Source organism: Bradyrhizobium pachyrhizi (assembly GCF_029714545.1).
GTDB classification, from domain to species: Bacteria; Pseudomonadota; Alphaproteobacteria; order Rhizobiales; family Xanthobacteraceae; genus Bradyrhizobium; species Bradyrhizobium pachyrhizi.
In genome coordinates, this window is record NZ_CP121667.1 from 2,347,876 (window position 1) to 2,365,980 (window position 18,105).

Annotated in this window: 14 protein-coding genes and 1 pseudogene; 12 read left to right on the forward strand and 3 right to left on the reverse strand. The window is 65.7% G+C overall.

The window, feature by feature from the left end:
• The first annotated feature begins 6 nt into the window (after positions 1-6).
• From QA639_RS10755 to QA639_RS10765, 3 genes are all read left to right on the forward strand, one after another.
• A complete protein-coding gene (locus QA639_RS10755; protein ID WP_157340573.1) occupies positions 7-876 on the forward strand; it encodes a substrate-binding domain-containing protein in 870 nt (289 codons plus the stop codon).
• 5 nt (positions 877-881) lie between these two features.
• Positions 882-1,799 (forward strand): NAD(P)-dependent oxidoreductase, encoded by a 918-nt coding sequence (locus tag QA639_RS10760; RefSeq protein WP_283090570.1) that lies wholly within the window; start codon positions 882-884, stop codon positions 1,797-1,799.
• 85 nt (positions 1,800-1,884) lie between these two features.
• Positions 1,885-2,667 (forward strand): SDR family NAD(P)-dependent oxidoreductase, encoded by a 783-nt coding sequence (locus QA639_RS10765; RefSeq protein ID WP_028333266.1) that lies wholly within the window; start codon positions 1,885-1,887, stop codon positions 2,665-2,667.
• Between the two features lie 280 nt (positions 2,668-2,947).
• Here QA639_RS10765 and QA639_RS10770 read toward each other — a convergent pair whose 3' ends face one another.
• Positions 2,948-3,760, reverse strand: coding sequence for an enoyl-CoA hydratase (locus QA639_RS10770; protein ID WP_028333265.1), 813 nt, complete (start codon positions 3,758-3,760; stop codon positions 2,948-2,950).
• Between the two features lie 392 nt (positions 3,761-4,152).
• Here QA639_RS10770 and QA639_RS10775 point away from each other — a divergent pair, with 392 nt between their 5' ends.
• On the forward strand, positions 4,153-4,806 hold the full coding sequence (locus QA639_RS10775) for a PilZ domain-containing protein (protein ID WP_283089747.1): 654 nt from the start codon (positions 4,153-4,155) through the stop codon (positions 4,804-4,806).
• A 21-nt stretch (positions 4,807-4,827) separates the two neighbouring features.
• On the opposite strand, the gene QA639_RS10780 is transcribed toward QA639_RS10775, so the two are convergent.
• Complete coding sequence (locus QA639_RS10780; protein WP_028333263.1) at positions 4,828-5,532, reverse strand: hypothetical protein; 705 nt, start codon at positions 5,530-5,532, stop codon at positions 4,828-4,830.
• Between the two features lie 188 nt (positions 5,533-5,720).
• Between QA639_RS10780 and QA639_RS10785 the strand changes: the two genes are divergently transcribed.
• The 5 genes and pseudogenes from QA639_RS10785 to QA639_RS10805 all read left to right on the forward strand — a co-directional run bounded on the left by QA639_RS10785 (position 5,721) and on the right by QA639_RS10805 (position 11,447).
• Positions 5,721-6,341: a class I SAM-dependent methyltransferase gene (locus QA639_RS10785; RefSeq protein WP_050387422.1), complete on the forward strand. Its 621-nt coding sequence runs from the start codon at positions 5,721-5,723 to the stop codon at positions 6,339-6,341.
• A 21-nt stretch (positions 6,342-6,362) separates the two neighbouring features.
• Positions 6,363-6,773 carry a DOPA 4,5-dioxygenase family protein gene (locus tag QA639_RS10790; RefSeq protein WP_050387421.1) on the forward strand — a complete coding sequence of 137 codons (411 nt, stop codon included), beginning with the start codon at positions 6,363-6,365 and terminating at the stop codon, positions 6,771-6,773.
• A 137-nt stretch (positions 6,774-6,910) separates the two neighbouring features.
• Positions 6,911-9,277, forward strand: coding sequence for a putative bifunctional diguanylate cyclase/phosphodiesterase (locus QA639_RS10795; RefSeq protein ID WP_283089748.1), 2,367 nt, complete (start codon positions 6,911-6,913; stop codon positions 9,275-9,277).
• A 261-nt stretch (positions 9,278-9,538) separates the two neighbouring features.
• On the forward strand, positions 9,539-10,528 hold the full coding sequence (locus tag QA639_RS10800) for a DUF2778 domain-containing protein (protein ID WP_050387419.1): 990 nt from the start codon (positions 9,539-9,541) through the stop codon (positions 10,526-10,528).
• A 109-nt stretch (positions 10,529-10,637) separates the two neighbouring features.
• A pseudogene (locus tag QA639_RS10805) lies at positions 10,638-11,447 on the forward strand (flavin reductase family protein).
• 37 nt (positions 11,448-11,484) lie between these two features.
• On the opposite strand, the gene QA639_RS10810 reads toward QA639_RS10805, so the two are convergent.
• A complete protein-coding gene (locus QA639_RS10810) occupies positions 11,485-13,446 on the reverse strand; it encodes a putative bifunctional diguanylate cyclase/phosphodiesterase (RefSeq protein WP_157340569.1) in 1,962 nt (653 codons plus the stop codon).
• 266 nt (positions 13,447-13,712) lie between these two features.
• Here QA639_RS10810 and QA639_RS10815 point away from each other — a divergent pair, with 266 nt between their 5' ends.
• From QA639_RS10815 to QA639_RS10825, 3 genes are all read left to right on the forward strand, one after another.
• Positions 13,713-14,708 carry a VOC family protein gene (locus tag QA639_RS10815; RefSeq protein ID WP_283089749.1) on the forward strand — a complete coding sequence of 332 codons (996 nt, stop codon included), beginning with the start codon at positions 13,713-13,715 and terminating at the stop codon, positions 14,706-14,708.
• 1 nt (position 14,709) lies between these two features.
• Entirely contained in the window at positions 14,710-16,299 is a 1,590-nt protein-coding gene (mhpA, locus tag QA639_RS10820; protein ID WP_157340565.1) for a bifunctional 3-(3-hydroxy-phenyl)propionate/3-hydroxycinnamic acid hydroxylase MhpA, read from the forward strand.
• Between the two features lie 157 nt (positions 16,300-16,456).
• On the forward strand, positions 16,457-18,070 hold the full coding sequence (locus tag QA639_RS10825) for a GMC family oxidoreductase (RefSeq protein ID WP_283089750.1): 1,614 nt from the start codon (positions 16,457-16,459) through the stop codon (positions 18,068-18,070).
• Positions 18,071-18,105: the final 35 nt, after the last annotated feature.

The following is an 18,105-nucleotide window of genomic DNA, read 5'->3' on the forward strand; positions in this document are numbered from 1 at the left end:
GTCGCGATGGAGAAACTTCGGCTACGCGCCGTGCTCGGCAATCATTCGCACATCCGGGCGGTGAAGAACGGCGAGCTTCGCTCCGACCTGTTCGATCTCGACTTCACCGAATTCACGCCGACCAACGCCGCGTTCAAACCGATGGTGCGCGACCAGGCCTTCGACATCTGCGAGATGGCGATCGTGACCTATCTGATGGCAAGGGCGCACGGCAAGCCGCTGGTGCTGTTGCCGGCGGCGATGGTCGGCCGCTTCCAGCACGGCCATGCGCTCTGTCGCGCCGACCGCGGTACGCTCGTGCCTGCCGATCTCGAAGGCAAACGGGTCGGCATCCGCTCGTTCACGACCACGACCGGGGCATGGATGCGCGGCATCCTTGCCAACGACCATGGCGTGAACCTCGATAGGATCAACTGGGTCATGTTCGAGGATCCGCATGTCGCGGAATATGTCGACAGCACCGAGCGTGCGCCAAAGGGCAAGACCATCGTCCAGATGCTGAGGGACGGCGAACTCGACGCCGTGCTCGGCGAGACCTCCAGCGATCCGGCATTCAAGCCATTGTTCGCCGATCCGGCCGCAGAGGCGGCGCGGTGGTATGCGCGGCACGGCGTGGTGCCGGTCAATCATCTGGTGGTGGTGACATCGCGGCTTGCGGCGTCGCGGCCGGACGTGGTGCGGAGCCTGTACGATCTCCTCAAGCGCGGCAAGGAAGAGGCCGGACCACCCGGCATGCCGGACCTGCTGCCGTTCGGCGTTGCGGCGAACCGCAAGCCGCTCGAGCTGATGATCGACTATTGCGCGCAGCAGGCGTTGATCCCCCGGCACGTCACGGTCGACGAGCTGTTCGACGACACAACACGGGACTTGAACTGATGACAATCTCCGGCGATCCGAGGCAATGGCAAATCGGCATGCTCGGCTATGGCGAGGTCGGCCGCATCCTTGCCGAGGATCTGCGCCAGCAGGGCGTGAGGGTTTCGGCCTACGACATCAAGCTTGACCGCGGGCAGGGCGCGGCGCTGCGCGCACACGCGGCCGAGATCGGCGTCGAGCTCGCACAATCCCATGCCGATCTCGCGGCGCGGGCCGATTTCATCATCTCGGCGGTGACGGCGAGCCAGGCGGTGCCGGTGGCCGCGGCCTGCGCGCCCGCAATCCGCAACGGCGCTTGGTTTCTCGACTTCAACTCGGCCTCGCCCGGCGCCAAGCGGCGCGCGGCGGCGCACATCGACGGCGCCGGTGGCCGCTATGTCGAGGGCGCGGTGATGACCTCGCTGCCGCCGTACCGGATCAAGGTGCCGCTGCTGCTCGGCGGCCAAGGCGCGCGGGAGCTCGCGCCGCAGCTGTTCGCGCTCGGCTTTGCGGCGAAGGTCGCAAGTGACGAGCTTGGCGTCTCCTCGGCGGTCAAGATGTGCCGCAGCATCATGATCAAGGGGCTGGAGGCCATGGTGATCGAGAGCTTCACCACCGCACGCGCCTATGGCGTCGAGGATGCGGTGCTCGCCTCGCTCAAGGAAACCTTTCCGTCGATCGACTGGGAGAAGCAGGGCGCCTATTTCTTTCAGCGAGTGATCGAGCACGGCCGGCGGCGCGCCGAGGAGGTGCGCGAGGTGGCGGAGACCGTGCGCGAGGTCGGGCTGACGCCGTGGTCTGCCTCGGGCACCGCCGAGCGCCAGGGCTGGATCGCCGATCTTGCCGATGAGGGCGTGTTCGGAGCCAAGGGAACGCCGGACTTCGCCCGCAGCGCCGACTGGCGTACCGAGGCCGACCGGATTCTCGCGCGCATCAAGTCCTGAGGTCTCGCCCGGAGAATCCGCCGCGTTCCCTGCCGACGCGCAATGCGCTATTGCTCCATGAACAGTTTGTTCTGGAGGCACTCCCATGAAGAATTCCGGCAAGGTCGTCGCCATCACTGGAGCGGCACGCGGCATCGGCAAGGCCTGCGCGGCGCGCTTCCTGTCCGACGGCGCCAGGGTCGTCATCTCGGATGTCGACGCTGCAGGGCTTGTCCACACCGCCCAGGAACTCGGACATATCGATCAGTTGCGGGCGGTCGAGGCCGACGTCAGCAAGCGCGCCGATGTCGATCGCATTGTCGCGACCGCGGTGAAGGAGTTCGGCCGGCTCGACGTCATGGTCAACAATGCCGGCGTCGCGCGCAACCGCGACTTCCTCGACATCAGCGAGGCCGAATTCGACGACGTGATGGGCATCAACCTCAAGGGCGCGTTCTTCGGCGTCCAGGCCGCGGCGCGCCAGATGATCGCGCAGGGCGGTGGCGGCGTCGTCGTCAACATGTCCTCGGTCAACGCGCTGCTCGCGATCCCCTCGCTCGCGACCTATGCGATGTCCAAGGGCGCGATGAAGCAGCTCACCTCGGTCGCCGCCGTGGCGCTGGCGCCGCACGGCATTCGCGTCGTGGCGGTCGGACCCGGCACGATCCTGACCGAGATGGTGGCGACGGCGATCTTCTCCTCGGAGGACGCGCGGCGCAGCGTGCTGTCGCGGACGCCGGCCGGCCGCTGTGGCGAGCCGAGCGAGGTCGCCTCCGTCGTGGCATTCCTGGCCAGCGACGATGCCTCCTACATCACCGGCCAGACCATCTATCCCGACGGCGGACGGTTGATCCTCAACTACACGGTCCCGGTCAGCGAGAAGAAGTAGGGCAGGTTCAATCGCGAGCACACTGCCAAAATATCGAAAACAACCCCATGCAAAGTAGCCGCCGGCGGCCGGCCTTCGACCAGGCAGCCTGGCGCGTCGGGCAAATCGGCGGTATTATTCCGTTATACGGAAATAGCGCAGTAGCCATCCGGTGTCATTGCCCGCGCATGCAGGTAATCCAGTATTCCAGAGGCGAGTCGTGCTTGAGCCGATGGCCGCGGCGTTCAGGATCGCCCGGTTGAACCGGGCGATGACAGGTGAGGATGGGGACGCCGTTAGACTAGCGCCCCTTGAACTGCGGCTTACGTTTTTCCATGAAGGCGCTGCGGCCTTCGCGGAAGTCCGCGCTGTCCATGCATTCGATGCCGACCTGCTTGATCGCGGCCATGTCGCGGTCGGCTGGATCCTTCAGCACCTGCGCAATGGTGATCTTGGCGGCCTTGATCGCCAGCGGCGCGTTGCCCGAAATGGTGCGCGCGATCTCCATGGTCGCGTCCCAGAGCTCGGCGTCCGGCAGCACGCGATCGACGAGGCCAATTCGCAGCGCCTCAGCGGAATCGATCCGCATGCCGGTATACATGATCAGCCGCGCCCAGGACGGGCCGACCAGCGACACCAGATGGCGCAGCCCGTCATAGCCATAGGCGATGCCGAGCTTGGCGGCGGGAATGCCGAACTGGCCGCTGGCGCCGGAGATGCGGATATCGGTCAGCATCGCGACCTGCATGCCGCCGCCGAGGCAGAAGCCGCGGATGCAGGCGATGGTCGGTTTCGGATAGTCGGCGAGCAGGGCGCGCTGGGCGGCGCTGCGCCGTGAATATTCCTCGGAGGCCTCGGCGTTGTGCCTGGTCTTCTCGAACTGGCTGATATCGGCGCCCGATACGAAGGCCTTGGCGCCGGCGCCAACCAGGATCACGACGCGGACGCCCGGATCGTCGCGCAACGCCGTCAGCGCCTCGCCGAGCCCCTCCCACATCTCCAGCGACATCGCATTTCGCTTGTCGGGATTGTTGAAGGTGATGACGCCGACGCCGTCGACGACGTCTTGCAGGATCTTGCCGTCGGCAAGCGATTTGTTTGACAGGTTTGGCATATGAGGGGGTCCGGTCTGATTTCGGCCAAGGCTAGCACCCGGCCGACGGCCGAGGCAGGCGGTTTGGAGCACGGCGCGATTGCATTGCCGGGCGGCAACTCTCCCGGTGGTTGTACCGTTCGCAAAATAAACCGCCGCGCAACGGTTACGCCATAGAGTGCGCCGCCGGCGCTCCGTCCCGTTTAACTTTTTCCTAGTTTTTCGACGGTATGGCTGTACGCACCTGCGCGCCAGGACCATCGCGCCAAGACCATTCCGCCACGCGCTGGGATGCGTGCCGCAGCTCCCCGCTACCATCGCGTCGGTAGCGGACTTCCCCTCCACCGGACCGGCAGTGAAGCCGGTCAATCCCGACCTCCGTGCATTCACATCGCCTCGGGCGAGGTTCAGTCGTGTCCGTCGAAAAATTTCTCAAGCAACGCGCGGTCAAGATCACCGTCAACGGCAGCTACACGTTGCCGAACTGGTACGATGTCCAGGGCAAATTGCGCACCTTCGCCTGCCGCACCACGCGCGTCTCGCCGTTCCGGATGATCGTGGACGTGCCCGTCGTCGGCAAGGTCGGCGACCGGCTGACTTCGTATTTCGAGGAGTTCGGCAAGTTCGAGGGCTGCATCACCGACACGATGAGCGGCAGCTTCCTGCTCGAGCTCGAGATGACGCATGCCATGCGTGAGAAGTTCGCCGACAAGCTGACCTGGATCGAGAAGAAGCAAAAGGATCCGAGCATCCGCGAGGCGCGCAACAACCCGCGTTTCGTTCCCGTCGCGCCGCATGCCATGCTGACGCTGGCAGACGGCACCATGCAGAGCTGCTTCATCATCGATATGTCGCTGTCCGGCGCGGCCGTCTCCTCCGAGGCGCAGCCGCCGATCGGCATGCCGCTGGCGATCGGCGCCTGCGTCGGGCGAGTGGTCCGGCATCTGCCGAACGGCTTCGCCATCAAGTTCGTCGAGACCTACAAGCAAAGCGAGCTGGCCCGCCTGATCTCGCGCAAGTCCAAGGAATTGCAGCTGGCGTCCGCCGACGGGGACCCTGTCGCCTGACGGCCGGGCTCCGCCGGCTTCCTAGGTCAGCTGTTCCGGATCTTCGGCCGCGCGCATCCGCGAGATGGTGTCCTCGGTTGCATTCGGACCGGCCGCAGCGATCGCGATCTCCCGCGCCAAATTGGTGCATTCGGCCCACAGCAGGAAGAACACCAGCGGCGGCCGTTCGCGCGCTTCGAGCAGTTGCCGACAGCGCTCGGCCGCGCCGTCGATCGCCCACCACTGTTGGGCGACCACCATGACCCTGCGGAAGCTCCGCAATGTGCCGGAGAACTTTTGCGGATCGGCACCCACGAGGGCGCCGCAATGGTTCAGCCAGTTCAAGCCAGCGTAGATCGCGATCCCGTAGTCTTCGATCGCGGTGCCGGTGAAATCGACGACGGTCTTGTCGTGTGCGCGCTGGCGCAGGAAAGCATCGATCATCTCCGCCTGGCGGGCCGGATCGACCAGCAGCGAGATGTCCTGCCGAGGCACCATCGGGACATAGCGCATCGCTTCAAGCCGCGTGTGCTCCCAGATCGCACTGATGTCGCCGAGCAGATCGCCGGACTTGCGTTTGCAGGCCGGATAGACCAGCACGCCATTGTCGGCGAGATCGAGATAGCGCGGGACCACCTTGTCGAGCGCGGCGAGAAACGCCGCCGGATCGCTGAGGCCGCGCAAGTCGCTGGCGGCGTCCTCCGCTTGTGCAGGCTTGTTGACGCGTGTCCAGCCGAAGTTGGCCATCCCCCGGGCGCCCCGATCTCAACCTGTCGGTCAGGTTAGTCTGAAAATGCCGCAAATCAAATGCGGCATTTGCTGCTGCAAGGCTGGCGCGTCGGCTGCTGCGGGTTGACGCGGGAAACGTCCGCGCCTAGCTCATGGTTAATCGTGCGCAACGCGGGTTGCTGGCGCCGCTTTCGGGACCTATCGCCATGATTGCTTCTGATCGCCAATCGCATTGGCAGACCGTCTATCTGACCAAGCGCGAGCAGCAGGTGAGCTGGTCGCAGGCCGATCCGCAGCCCTCGCTGCGCCTGATCGAATCGGTTGCGCCCGGCCGCGACGCCTCGATCGTCGACATCGGCAGCGGAGCTTCGCGACTTGTCGATGCGCTGCTGGCGAGCGGCTTTCATGATGTGACCCTGCTCGATCTCTCCGAGGCGGCGCTGGCGAGCGCGCGGGAGCGGATCGGCGCAGCAGCTGACGCGGTGCGCTGGATCGTAGGTGACGCGACGGTCTGGCAGCCGGAGCAGGCCTTCGACATCTGGCACGATCGTGCGGCGTTCCACTTCCTGGTCGAGGAACCAGACCGCGCGGCCTATCTCGACCGGCTGCATCGCGGCGTCAAAGCAGATGGCCACGCCGTGATCGGCACCTTTGCGCTGGACGGCCCGGAGAAGTGCAGCGGCCTGCCGGTGCAGCGCTATGATCCCGTGACGCTCAGCAGGACCATTGGTCCGGCATTCGAGTTGATCGCGCATGAGGCGCACCGGCACGTCACGCCCTGGGGCGCGACGCAGTCGTTCCAGTTCAGTGTGCTGCGGCGCAAATGACCGGTCAGAAGGAGAGCTGAGATGACGGGCGCGCCACGGACGATCGGCGAGATCGCGAGCTATCACGCTCATGTCTATTACGACCCCGCGACCAGCCGGGATGAGGCGGAGCGGCTGCGCAACTGGATCGGCGAGCGCTTCCTGGTCACGCTCGGGCGCTGGCACGATGTCAAGGTCGGCCCGCACGATCAGGCGATGTATCAGGTGGCGTTTGCGGCAGAACTGTTTCCGACGCTGGTGCCGTGGCTGATGCTGAACCATGGCAGCCTGAGCATCCTGGTCCATCCCAACACCACCAATCCGCGCCGCGACCACCACGACGATCCGCTCTGGATCGGCACGCCGTTGGCCGTTCACGCCGACAAGCTGCCCGAGGTGGCCGAGATGGAGCAGGCGCCCGCGCCGAACACGTCGCCGACGCTGCGTCCTTGAGCGTCGCGGCCGTTGCGTAAAGTTTGACGCAATTGCGCTGCTGCCAAGTCGTTTCAAACTCATCCCGTTTTGCAACGTGAGGTTAAGTCACCGTTCCTAGGCTACCCGATAAATTTCAGGGTCGGGGCGCATTGGGCATGTTCTTTTCGTTTCGAAGCTGGTCATTGTGGCGGGTGGTGGGGCCGCTGCTGGCCATCGTGCTGCTGCTCGGCGGCCTGTCGGTGGGCAGCCTGCAGGTGATGTCGGCGGTCAGGGCCTATGTGGCCGGCGAAAGCATGTGGTCGAAGGGGCAGAAGGACGCCATCCACTACCTGCAGACCTATGTCAGCACAGGCGCGCCGCTCTATCTGCAGAAGTTCGATGCCGCGATCGCGGTGCCGCTGGCCGATCGTACGGCGCGGCGCGCCCTGGAGGCGCCTGGCGACAATGACGCGGTGGCGAGCGCCGGCTTCGCCAGGGCAGGTAATCATGATGACGACATCGGCGGCCTGATCTGGCTGTTCAAATACTTCCGCACAATGCACCACGTGGCGGGCGCGGTGACGGCATGGCGCAATTCGGATGCGTTGCTCGATCAGCTGATTGAAATCCGGAACGAGGCCGCGAGCGACGTCGCGCTGCACGACCCGTCGGCTGCGACCATCCGGCATTGGGCCGAACGGATCGGTATGGTCGACGCCGCGCTGAGCACGCTCGCCGTCGATTTCTCCGATCATCTCGGCAAGGCGTCGCGGCAGGTCTCCGCGCTGCTGCTGCTGGTCAACCTCGTGATCGCGGCTTGCCTTGCCGGCATCGTGCTGGTCCACACGAGGCGGATGCTGTGGCGGCGCTGGCTTGCCGAGACCGCGCTCGCGGTCGAGAAGGAGCGCGCCCAGCTCACGCTGGCGTCGATCGGCGATGCCGTCATCGTGACGACGCAGGACGATCGGGTCGACTACGTGAACGCCGCCGCGCAGCGGCTCATGGCGGCAGGGCAGGAGGTGACGGGACGGTCGCTGGCGTCGCTGTTCAACATTGCCGAACAGCCGGTGCGCGGATCGTTCGACGCCGCCGACGAAAGCCGGCCGCAGCTCCTGGTGCGGCCGGACCACTCCAGCGTGCCGGTCTCGGTGGTCGAGACCCCGATCGTGCATGCCGGAGAACCGGCGGGCCGAGTCATGATCATTCACGACATGACTGCCGAGCGGCGGCTGGTCGAGGAATTGGCGTGGGCTGCCTCGCATGACGCGCTGACCGGCCTTGCCAACCGGCGGCAGTTCGAGTTCGAACTGCACAAGGCGATGTCGGGCTCGCTGGCCATCGGCGCCGACCTGATGCTGATCGATCTCGATCAGTTCAAGATCGTCAACGACACCTGCGGCCATATGGCGGGCGACCGGTTGCTGAAGCAGGTGGCGAGGCTGCTTGCAACCGAAGTCGGCAGCAGCGGCCTCGTCGCGCGTCTTGGCGGCGACGAGTTCGGCATTCTGCTGCGTGACGACGGCTCCGCGACGCACGACGTCGCTGCCGACGTCGCGGAGCGGATCAGGGCGGTGATCGAGCAGTCGAACTTCGTTTATGAGGGGTCGAGCTTCCGGATCAGCGCGAGCATCGGCCTGGTCGGGCTGGCCGACAGCGCCGGCGTGCAGGACGCGTTGCGGCTTGCCGACGTTGCCTGTTTCCTTGCCAAGGACAAGGGACGCAACCGCGTCCAGGAGCACCGCCCGTCCGACACCGGCATGGCCGTGCGCGTTGCCGAGATGAGCTGGGTCAATCGCATTCGCAAGGGATTGGACGAAGGACGCTTCTGCCTCTACGAGCAGGAGATCCGCCCGGTGAACGGCGCGCTGAAAGGCAACGACCGGCGCGAGCTCTTGCTGCGCCTGCGCGACGAGAACGGCGCGCTGGTGCCGCCCGGCAGTTTCCTGCCCGCCGCCGAACGCTACGGGCTGATGCCGCTGATCGACCGCTGGGTGGTTCGCCGCGCCTTCGAGATCATCGCCGAGCGCAAGCACCAGCCGCGCAAGATTGCGAGCTACGCCATCAATTTGTCCGGCGCCACCATCGGCGACAGCGACTTCGTCGACTTCGTCGCCGGGCTGTTCGCGCAACTTGACGTTTCGCCGGCATCGGTGTGTTTCGAGATCACCGAGACCAGCGCAATCTCGAACCTCGACGAGGCGCAGAAGTTCATCGCGCGGCTGCGCGAGATCGGCTGCAGCTTCTCGCTCGACGATTTCGGCACCGGCATGTCCTCGATCGCCTATCTGAAGCACCTGCCGGTCGACATCATCAAGATCGACGGTTCGTTCGTGAAGGAGATACTGAACAGCAAGGTCGATCGGGCGATGGTCGAGATGATCACCAAGACCGCGAAGATCATGCAGAAGCAGGTGGTCGCGGAGTTCGTCGAGAACCTCGCGATCCTGGACGAGCTGCGCCAGATCGGGGTCGATTACGCCCAGGGTTACGCCATCGGGAAGCCGGTCCCGGTGCTCACCCTCTGGGAGGAAAAGATCGCCTGAGCCGTCGAAATCGTCCCGAATCGGGACCTTTTCGGTCAATTCAGCCCGCCCAAGGCTGATTCTCTGGCACTTTCCATCCGAAAAACGTTTAAAAATCCTCTCGTTGTCCGCTTTGTCTCGATTATGCCTTACTCTAATTCCCTGATATGATGAGTGATCGGTGAATCCCGGTGGGCCGGGTAACAGGCCCCAGAGCACCGAACTTGGGGATTGATGGGTCAACGAACGACGAAAGCTGCCCGGCGTAAGTCGAGCCGCGGCATGTCACTGGTGGGCAGCACGGCGTTTGCCGTGAGCGCGCTTGCCCTGTCGTCTGGCCTTGCCGCCTGGATGGTCGGCATCGACCCCACCGCATGGCTTCACGGTCCGGCGCTCGCCAACACCTCAGCCTCGCTGAACTTCGACGATCGCTTCGGCTCGCGCTCCACGATCAATTCGGCCTCACTCTATTATCCACTGCGCCGCGGGTTCCGTTCGAGCCGCGGCGATTTCAATTCCGAGTTCGGCCAGATCGAGGACGCGCTGGCCGGCCAGCTACGCGACACGCAGACCGAACTGCCGACCAGCCAGTCGGCAACGGCGTCCGTCGCTGCCACGACCGCAGCGACGACGTCCTCCGTGCCGATGCCGCGGTCGCGGCCGGCCGAGGCCAATCTGCTTGCGCGTAACGATCAGCCGCCACCGCCGCAGGCGCCGGTGCAGCAGGGCGACAACCGGACATTCCTGCAGAAGATCGCCGATATGATGCCGGGCAAGCTGCAGCTGGCCTCGCTCGATCCGAATGACGGATTGTTGTCCGGTCCGAGTCCCGATCTCGGCAAGCTCGGTTATGACAGCACGACGGCGGTCTACGACATCACCGGCCGCATCGTGTACATGCCCGACGGCACCAAGTTCGAGGCGCATTCAGGCCTCGGCAATCTGCTCGACGACCCGGCGCACGTGAATGCCCGCAACGCAGGCGCGACGCCGCCCGGCATCTATGAAATGAAGCCGCGTGAAAAGCTGTTCCACGGCGTGCCCGCGCTGCGCATGACGCCGGTCGATGGCAGCGACACGTTCGGGCGCGTCGGCCTCTTGGTCCACAGCTACATGCTCGGGCCGAACGGCGACTCCAACGGCTGCATCTCGGTCAAGCACTACGACAAGTTCCTGCAGGCTTATCGCAGCGGCACGATCAAGCGCATCGCCGTGGTGATCAACATCAAGGATGTTCAGTCGGCTTCGACCCGCGCGGCGTCGAACTCGTAGGCCGCGCGCCGGCGCCTCCGGCAAATCGCGCAGGCGCTTGCAGATTCCAGCTTTCGATCCGCTGACCGCCTCCAGAGCGGCCTAGCTGCTTCTCCCATCGTCGCGGAAAATCGCGCCACGTCGTCGCCAGCTCTCCCTGGGCGGCGCCGCGGGTGCGCCCTATCCGGTCGGCAGCCATATCGATGTCGGCGTCACCATCGGAGGCCGGCCGCAGACGCGGTCCTATTCGCTGGTCGGCGAAGTCGATCCGCAGGGCGGTGCGGCGCGCAGCGGATTCCCGCGGCGGCTCGCGCAACATGTGGTCGCTCGCGCCGGACGCGCGGCTCAACATCACGCAGCCGTGACGTTGCACTATGCCGTGCGCACGCGCGGCGATGCGGTCTATCTCGATACGCTTGAGCGTGCGCTCGGCGACCGCCTCACCGTTCATGCCGGCGACGAGGGCAGGCGGCTCGACCTCGGCGGCGTCTTTGCCGCGCTGCCGCAGGATACGATGACGCTGTTCTGTGGCCCGATGCGGATGCTGGACGCGGTGCGGCGCGCCTGGGAGGCATCCGGTCGCCCGCTCTCCGATTTGCGCTACGAGACCTTTGGATCGAGCGGGCTGCTGCCGACCGAGCCTTTCCGCGTGCGGCTCAGGGGCCAAGGGACCGAACTGGGGACCGAGTTCGTCACCCCGCGCGACCGGTCGATGCTGGACGTGCTCAACGAAGCCGGTCATGAGGTGATGAGCGACTGCCGGCGCGGCGAATGCGGGGTCTGCGCAGTCGACGTGGTCGATGTCGACGGCGAGATCGACCATCGCGACGTCTTCTTCAGTGAGCATCAGAAGCAGGAGAGCCGCAAGATCTGCGCCTGCGTCTCGCGTGCCCGCGGCACCATCACGGTCGATACCCTGCATCGGTCGGACGCGCTCTGACCCAACCGAGCGGCGCTCGGGCGGCGTCCGATCAGGGCTACGCCGCGTGCACCGAGTGCTGCGGATCGTGATCGAGCAGTGCGGAAATCTCGCTGCCTGACATCGGCCGCCCGATCAGATAGCCCTGGACCTCGTCGCAGCTGGTCTGGCGCAGATATTCGAGCTGATCCGCGGTCTCGACGCCTTCGGCCACGACGCCGATCTGCAGCTCCTGCGCGAGGCCGATCACCGATTTGACGATCGCGGCGCAGTCCGGCTGGGTCAGCATGTCCCGGATGAAGGATTGATCGATCTTGATGCGGCTGAACGGCAGCTTGCGCAGATAGGTCAGCGACGAGAAGCCGGTGCCGAAATCGTCGAGCGCCACCGTCAGGCCGAGCTCGAGCAGCGCGTGCAGGATCGCGGGCGCCGATCCGTATTTCGAGATCAGCATCGACTCGGTGATCTCGATCTCGAGACGGCTCGGCGCGACATTCGCCTCGGCCAGCGCGTCGACGATCGTCTGCAGGATGCCGACGTTCTGGAACTGGACCGCGGAGAAATTGACCGCGATCCGGATGTCGTCCGGCCAGCGCGACAGCATCGTGCAGGCGCGGCGGATCACCCACTCGCCGAGCTGGTGGATCAGTCCGCTCTCCTCGGCGATCGGGATGAAGACGGTCGGCGGGATCAGGCCGCGCGTCGGATGCTGCCAGCGCAGCAGGGCCTCGAAGCCGGTGACGCGGCCTTTGCGGATGTCGAGGAACGGTTGGTAGACCAGAAACAGCTCGTCCGCCTCGATCGCGTGCTCGAGATCCCGCTGCAAGGCGCGGCGGTCGCGCGCCGACCGGTCGTCGCTGGCCTCGAAGAAGCAGATGGTGCCGGGGACGGATTTCTTCGCCCGGTAAAGCGCGATGTCGACATGCTTGAGCAGGTCGTGGGACGTGCTGCCGTCCCGGGGCGCGAGCACGATGCCGATGCTGATGGTGCGGTTGACCTCCAGCCCGTCGATCGGGAACGGGTCGGCAAAGGCCGCGACGAACCGTTCGGCGATCGCCAGCGCGTCCTCGGGCCTCGTCAGATTCGACATGATGAGCGCGAACTCGTCGCCGCCGATCCGAGCGACATGTTCGGCCGCGCGCGTGCAGCGCTGCAACCGGGCCGCGACCTGGATGAGGAACTCGTCGCCCGCCGGATGGCCGAACCTGTCGTTGACCTCCTTGAAGCGATCGAGATCGAGCAGCAGCACCGCGAATTCCTCGCCCGACCGCGCCAGCCGGTTCAGTGCACCGTTGAGCGCCTCATTGAAGGCGACGCGGTTCGGCAGATGCGTCAGCGGATCCTGCCTCACCGTCCGTTCGGCCTTGTGCTGGGCGATGATCCGGTGCCTGAACTCGAACGCGTTGACGAACACGCCGCGCAGCAGCACCGAACCGTAGACCAGCACCAGCACGGCCATCAGGAGGTAGACGAAATCGCCGTCCCGGCCGAGGCAGATCGCGGTGCCGACGAAGATCGGCGCGGTGAACGCAATCGCGGCGATCGGGATGGTGGAGAACGCGAAGGCGCCGCCGGCCAGCATGCCGGCGCACAGGCAGGTGATGACGAGCTGGGCGCCGCTCGATGCGTTCGCGAAGAACGCGACGGGGACGACGCCCCACGCCGTCCCGAGCGCCAGCGCATTGCGCACTAGCCGGTACATGGTTCGGCGCGACACGAATTGCGGCTTGGCGATGCGGCGCGATGCCCGCGCCTGCAGGCCGAAGAACAGCGCCGCGCTGCCCACCGCGGCCGCCCACACCAGCGCAAAGGCCCAGTCCGGCGATTGCCACAGCGCAATCGCGAGCACCAGCGCGTTGCAGGCGTTGGCCAGCATGATGCCGAAGGAATAGCCGAGCACCAGCGAGACCTGTTCGGCGCGGATGTGGCCGGCAAGCGCTTCGTCCGCCGGTGGTGCACCGAAGGCCGCGAGGTCGCCCGCGAACAGGGTCGCGAAATATGATCTCAGATGGGTACGCATCACTACGTTGCCTGCCCGGTTTGGCCATGGCGCAGTGGCGAAGAATTCTCTGCAAACCTTTGACAAACTATGAACTATTGGAACGGACCGTGCCGCGGCGGGCCGCTCCTTCGGTTCCACCGGCGGGCATTGCTAACAAATCGATACAAATGCGTGACGCGAGGTCACGGAGCGGCGAAGCTCGCCGCGCGTCGCGCTGCTTGATCCACCGCGGGTTTTTCGCAATGAGTCGGGTTCCCCCGAACGGCAAAAACCGGAAGGTGCGCATGAGCCTCCCGACCACGAACCACGATCCCGGGTTCCGTATCACGCGAGCCAGCCATGTCGTCCTGACCGTTCGTGATCTCGCGGCGAGCCGGCAGTTCTACGAAAAGGTGATCGGGCTGATCCTGACCGCGGAGGAGGGCGATGCGCTCTATTTCCGCGGCGTCGAGGAGGCCTGTCATCACAGCCTTGTATTGCGCAAAGGCGAGGGCGCCGCCTGCGCGCGGCTGGGCCTGCGGGTCTTTCTGGACGGTGACCTCGACCGGCTCAAGGCCTTCTTCGAAGCGCAGGGATGCCGGGCCGCCTGGGCCGAGGTGCGGCATCAGGGTCGCACCCTGCATGCGACCGATCCGGCCGGCACGCCGCTGGAGTTCTGCGCGACCATGCCGGTCGAGCCGCGCATGATCACCAAATTCACCCGCCATGCCGGCGGCTCGGCGCTGCGGCTCGATCACTACCAGGTGCTGACGCCGGAGGTGCGCAAGGCGTGCGAGTTCTACACCGCGGCAGGCTTCCGGCTCAGCGAATATATCGCGCCCGCTGATACCTTCGACCTGCGAGGCGTGTTCCTGCAGCGCAAGGGCAATCCGCACGACATCGTGTTCTTCAACGGTGCCGGACCGCGGCTGCATCATTTCGCATTTCTCGCGCCCGAAGTTCATCATCTGCTCAACGCCTGCGATGTCGCCGGCGAGCTCGGCTATGGCGCGGCCGTCGAACGCGGCCCCGGGCGCCATGGCCCGGGACACGCGATGTATGTCTACATGCGCGATCCCGACGGGCATCGCGTCGAGCTGTTCAACACGCACTACCAGATCATGGACATCGAGAACGCGCCGGTCGGCTGGGATCCGTCCGACCACACGATTTCGTTCCCGTGGGGGCTGCCGGCGCGGCAGGCCTGGTTCGAGGAGGCGACGCCGTTCGAAGGTGTCGCGATCCGCGAGCCGCAGGTGAAGCCGAAACCGCTGACGCTCGAGAGCTACCTCGCGAAGTAGCATGTCATTGCCAGCCGATAATCCCATCCATGACGTGGCCATCGTCGGCCTCGGGCCGGTCGGTGCCATCTTCGCCAATCTGCTCGCGAAATCCGGCTTGAGGGTCGCCGTCGTCGAGCGCGTTGCTGACATCTACGACAAGCCGCGCGCCATCACGCTCGATCACGAGGCGCTGCGCGTGCTGCAGGCGATCGGACTCGGCGATTTCATGGAGCAGGCGATCGCCCCGCATAACGGCTCGCACTATCTCGGCGTCGACGGCGAGGTCATCAAGATCTTCGACCCGATGCCGCCGCCGTTTCCGCTTGGTTGGATTCCGAACGTGACCTTCGTGCAGCCGGACGTCGAGCAGGCGCTGCGCGACAAGCTCGCCGACTATCCGCATGCCGACATTTTCCTTGCGGCCACGGGCGTGGCGCTGCAGCAGGACGATGGCGCGGTGATGCTGACGGCGCGTCGCGAGTCCGGCGAGGAGGTCTTGATCCGGGCGCGCTATCTGGTCGGCTGCGACGGCGCCAACAGCTTCGTCCGCAAGCAACTCGGCATCGGCCTCGACGACCTCGCCTTCGATGAATGGTGGATGGTGGTGGACACGCTGACCAGCGATCCCGCCAAGCGGCCGGCCAGGAGCTTTCAGTATTGCTGGCCGTCGCGTCCCGGCACCTTCGTGCCGGGCCCGCGCAATTTGCGGCGCTGGGAGATCAAGTTGCTGCCCGGCGAGGACCCCGAGGCGGCCGGCGCGCCCGACAACGTCGTGAAGCTGCTCAGGGGTTTCACCGATATCTCCGACCTCACGATCTGGCGCTCGGCGGTCTATCGCTTTCACGCGCTGCTCGGCCAGCGCTGGCGCGACCGCCGCGTGCTGCTGATGGGCGATGCCGTGCACCAGACGCCGCCGTTCCTCGGGCAGGGACTGTGCGCCGGTATCCGCGATGCGGTGAACCTGGCCTGGAAGTTGAGGCTGGTTCTTCGCGGCGACGCGGGCGGTGCGCTGCTCGACAGTTACGAGATCGAGCGCAAGCCGCATGTCCGCGCCGTCGTCGCCAGCGCCAAGGAGTTCGGCAAGATCATCGGCGAGCTCGATCCGGTGGCCGCCGTCGAACGTGACGTGCGGCTGCGCGCCGACCTGAAGGCCGGCAAGGCCGAAACCATCAGGCAGAAATTCATCCCCGATCTCGTTTCCGGCCTGATCGCGCGCGATGCTGCGCTTGCCGGGCGGCTGTTCGTGCAGCCGCATGTGCGCGCGGCAGATGGGCGGACGTGCCGGCTCGACGATCTGCTGAAACCGGAATTCGCGATCGTGACGACGACGGCGGAGCCGATGGCGTGGCTGTCGGATGCGTCCGCTGCCGCCTGGCAGCGTCTGTCAGGCCAGCGCGTCGTCATCGCCGCATCGGGCGAAACTGCCGATCGAGGCGGTATCCTGACCGTGGTCGAACACGACGGGCTGTTCGCCGAATGGATGCGGCAACATGGTGCCGTGGCGGTGATCGTGCGGCCCGACCGTTACGTGTTCGGTGCCGCAGGCGGCGCCGAAGAGCTCAATATGCTTGTCGGGCAACTGCTCCAGAACCTCAGCGCATGGCACTAGCGCGTTTTCGAGCGAAGTGGATGCCGGTTCGCGCGAAGAAAACGCGTCAAGACAGGAATCTAGGGCCCCGTGCCGATGCCATCGGAACGGGGCCCTAGTCTTTTCAAGCGGGCGCTTTGTCTGTACCACCGGAAGAAAGAAATTCCGGGGGAAACCAGTGAACAACAATAACGATGCGGCGGAGTATGATTACGTCATCGTCGGCGCCGGCTCGGCCGGCTGCGTGCTCGCCAACCGGCTGAGCGCTGACGGCAAGCACTCGGTGCTGCTGCTCGAGGCCGGACCGAAGGACAGCAACATCTGGATCCATGTCCCGCTCGGCTACGGCAAGCTGTTCAAGGAAAAATCCGTCAACTGGATGTACCAGACCGAGCCCGAGCCCGGCCTCAACGGCCGGCAGGTGTTCCAGCCGCGCGGCAAGGTGCTCGGCGGCTCCAGTTCGATCAACGGCCTGCTCTATGTGCGCGGTCAGCACGAGGACTACGACCGCTGGCGACAGCGCGGCAATGCCGGCTGGGGCCATGACGACGTTCTGCCCTATTTCAGGAAGGCGGAGGATCAGCAGCGCGGCGGCGACAAATATCACGGCGCCGGAGGCCCGCTGCCGGTGTCGGATTGGCGGCATCATGATCCGCTGTCGGAGGCCTTCGTGCATGCCGCAGCCGAGGTCGGCATTCCCACCAATCCGGATTTCAACGGCGCGACCCAGGAGGGCGCGGGCTTCTTCCAGACCACGACGCGGCGCGGCCGGCGCGCCTCGACGGCGCGGTCCTATCTGCGGCCGGCGCTGACGCGCGGCAATCTTCATATCGAGACCTCGGCGCTGGCGCAGCGCATCCTGTTCGACGGCAAGCGCGCGAGCGGCGTCGCCTACAAGCAGAACGGGCAATTGCGCAAGGCCAAGGCGCGCAAGGAGGTGCTGGTATCGAGCGGTGCGTACAACTCGCCGCAATTGTTGCAGCTCTCCGGCGTCGGCCCCGCCGATCTGTTGAAGCAGCACGGCATCGACATCGTGCTCGATGCGCCCGGCGTCGGCAACGATCTGCAGGATCACATGCAGGTCCGCATCGTCACGCGCTGCGCGCAAACCGTCACGCTGAACGACGTCATCAATCATCCCGTGCGCCGCGTCATGGCGGGCCTCCGCTACGCCGCGCTGCGCAAGGGACCGTTGACGATCGCCGCCGGCACCTCCGGCGCGTTCTTCAAGACCAGCCCGCGGCTGGCCTCACCCGACATCCAGATCCACTTCCTGCCGTTCTCGACCGACAAGATGGGCGAGAAGCTGCATCCGTTCTCGGGCTTCACGGCCTCGGTCTGCCAGCTGCGTCCGGAGAGCCGCGGTTCGCTGAGGATCAGGAGCGCGGACCCGGGCGTGCCGCCGGAAATCCGCATCAACTATCTGGCGACTGAGACCGATCGCCGCGCCTTCATCGACGGCATCCGTATCCTGCGCAAGATCCTGGCCGCACCGGCGCTGAAATCCTATTCAGTGGGCGAGGTCGATCCCGGCGCCAAGGTGGTCACCGACGACGACCTGCTCGATTTCTGCCGGCGCACCGGCAGCACGGTCTATCATCCGACCTCGACCTGCCGGATGGGCAACGATCCGCTCGCGGTGGTCGACCAGCGGCTCAAGGTGCGCGGCATCGAAGGTCTGCGCGTGGTCGATGCGTCCGTCATGCCGGACCTGATGTCGGGCAACACCAATGCGCCGACAATCATGATCGCGGAGAAGGCGTCCGACATGATTTTGGAGGATGCGCGGTAGACTCGCAGTGACGTAGCCCGGATGCAGCGGAGCGA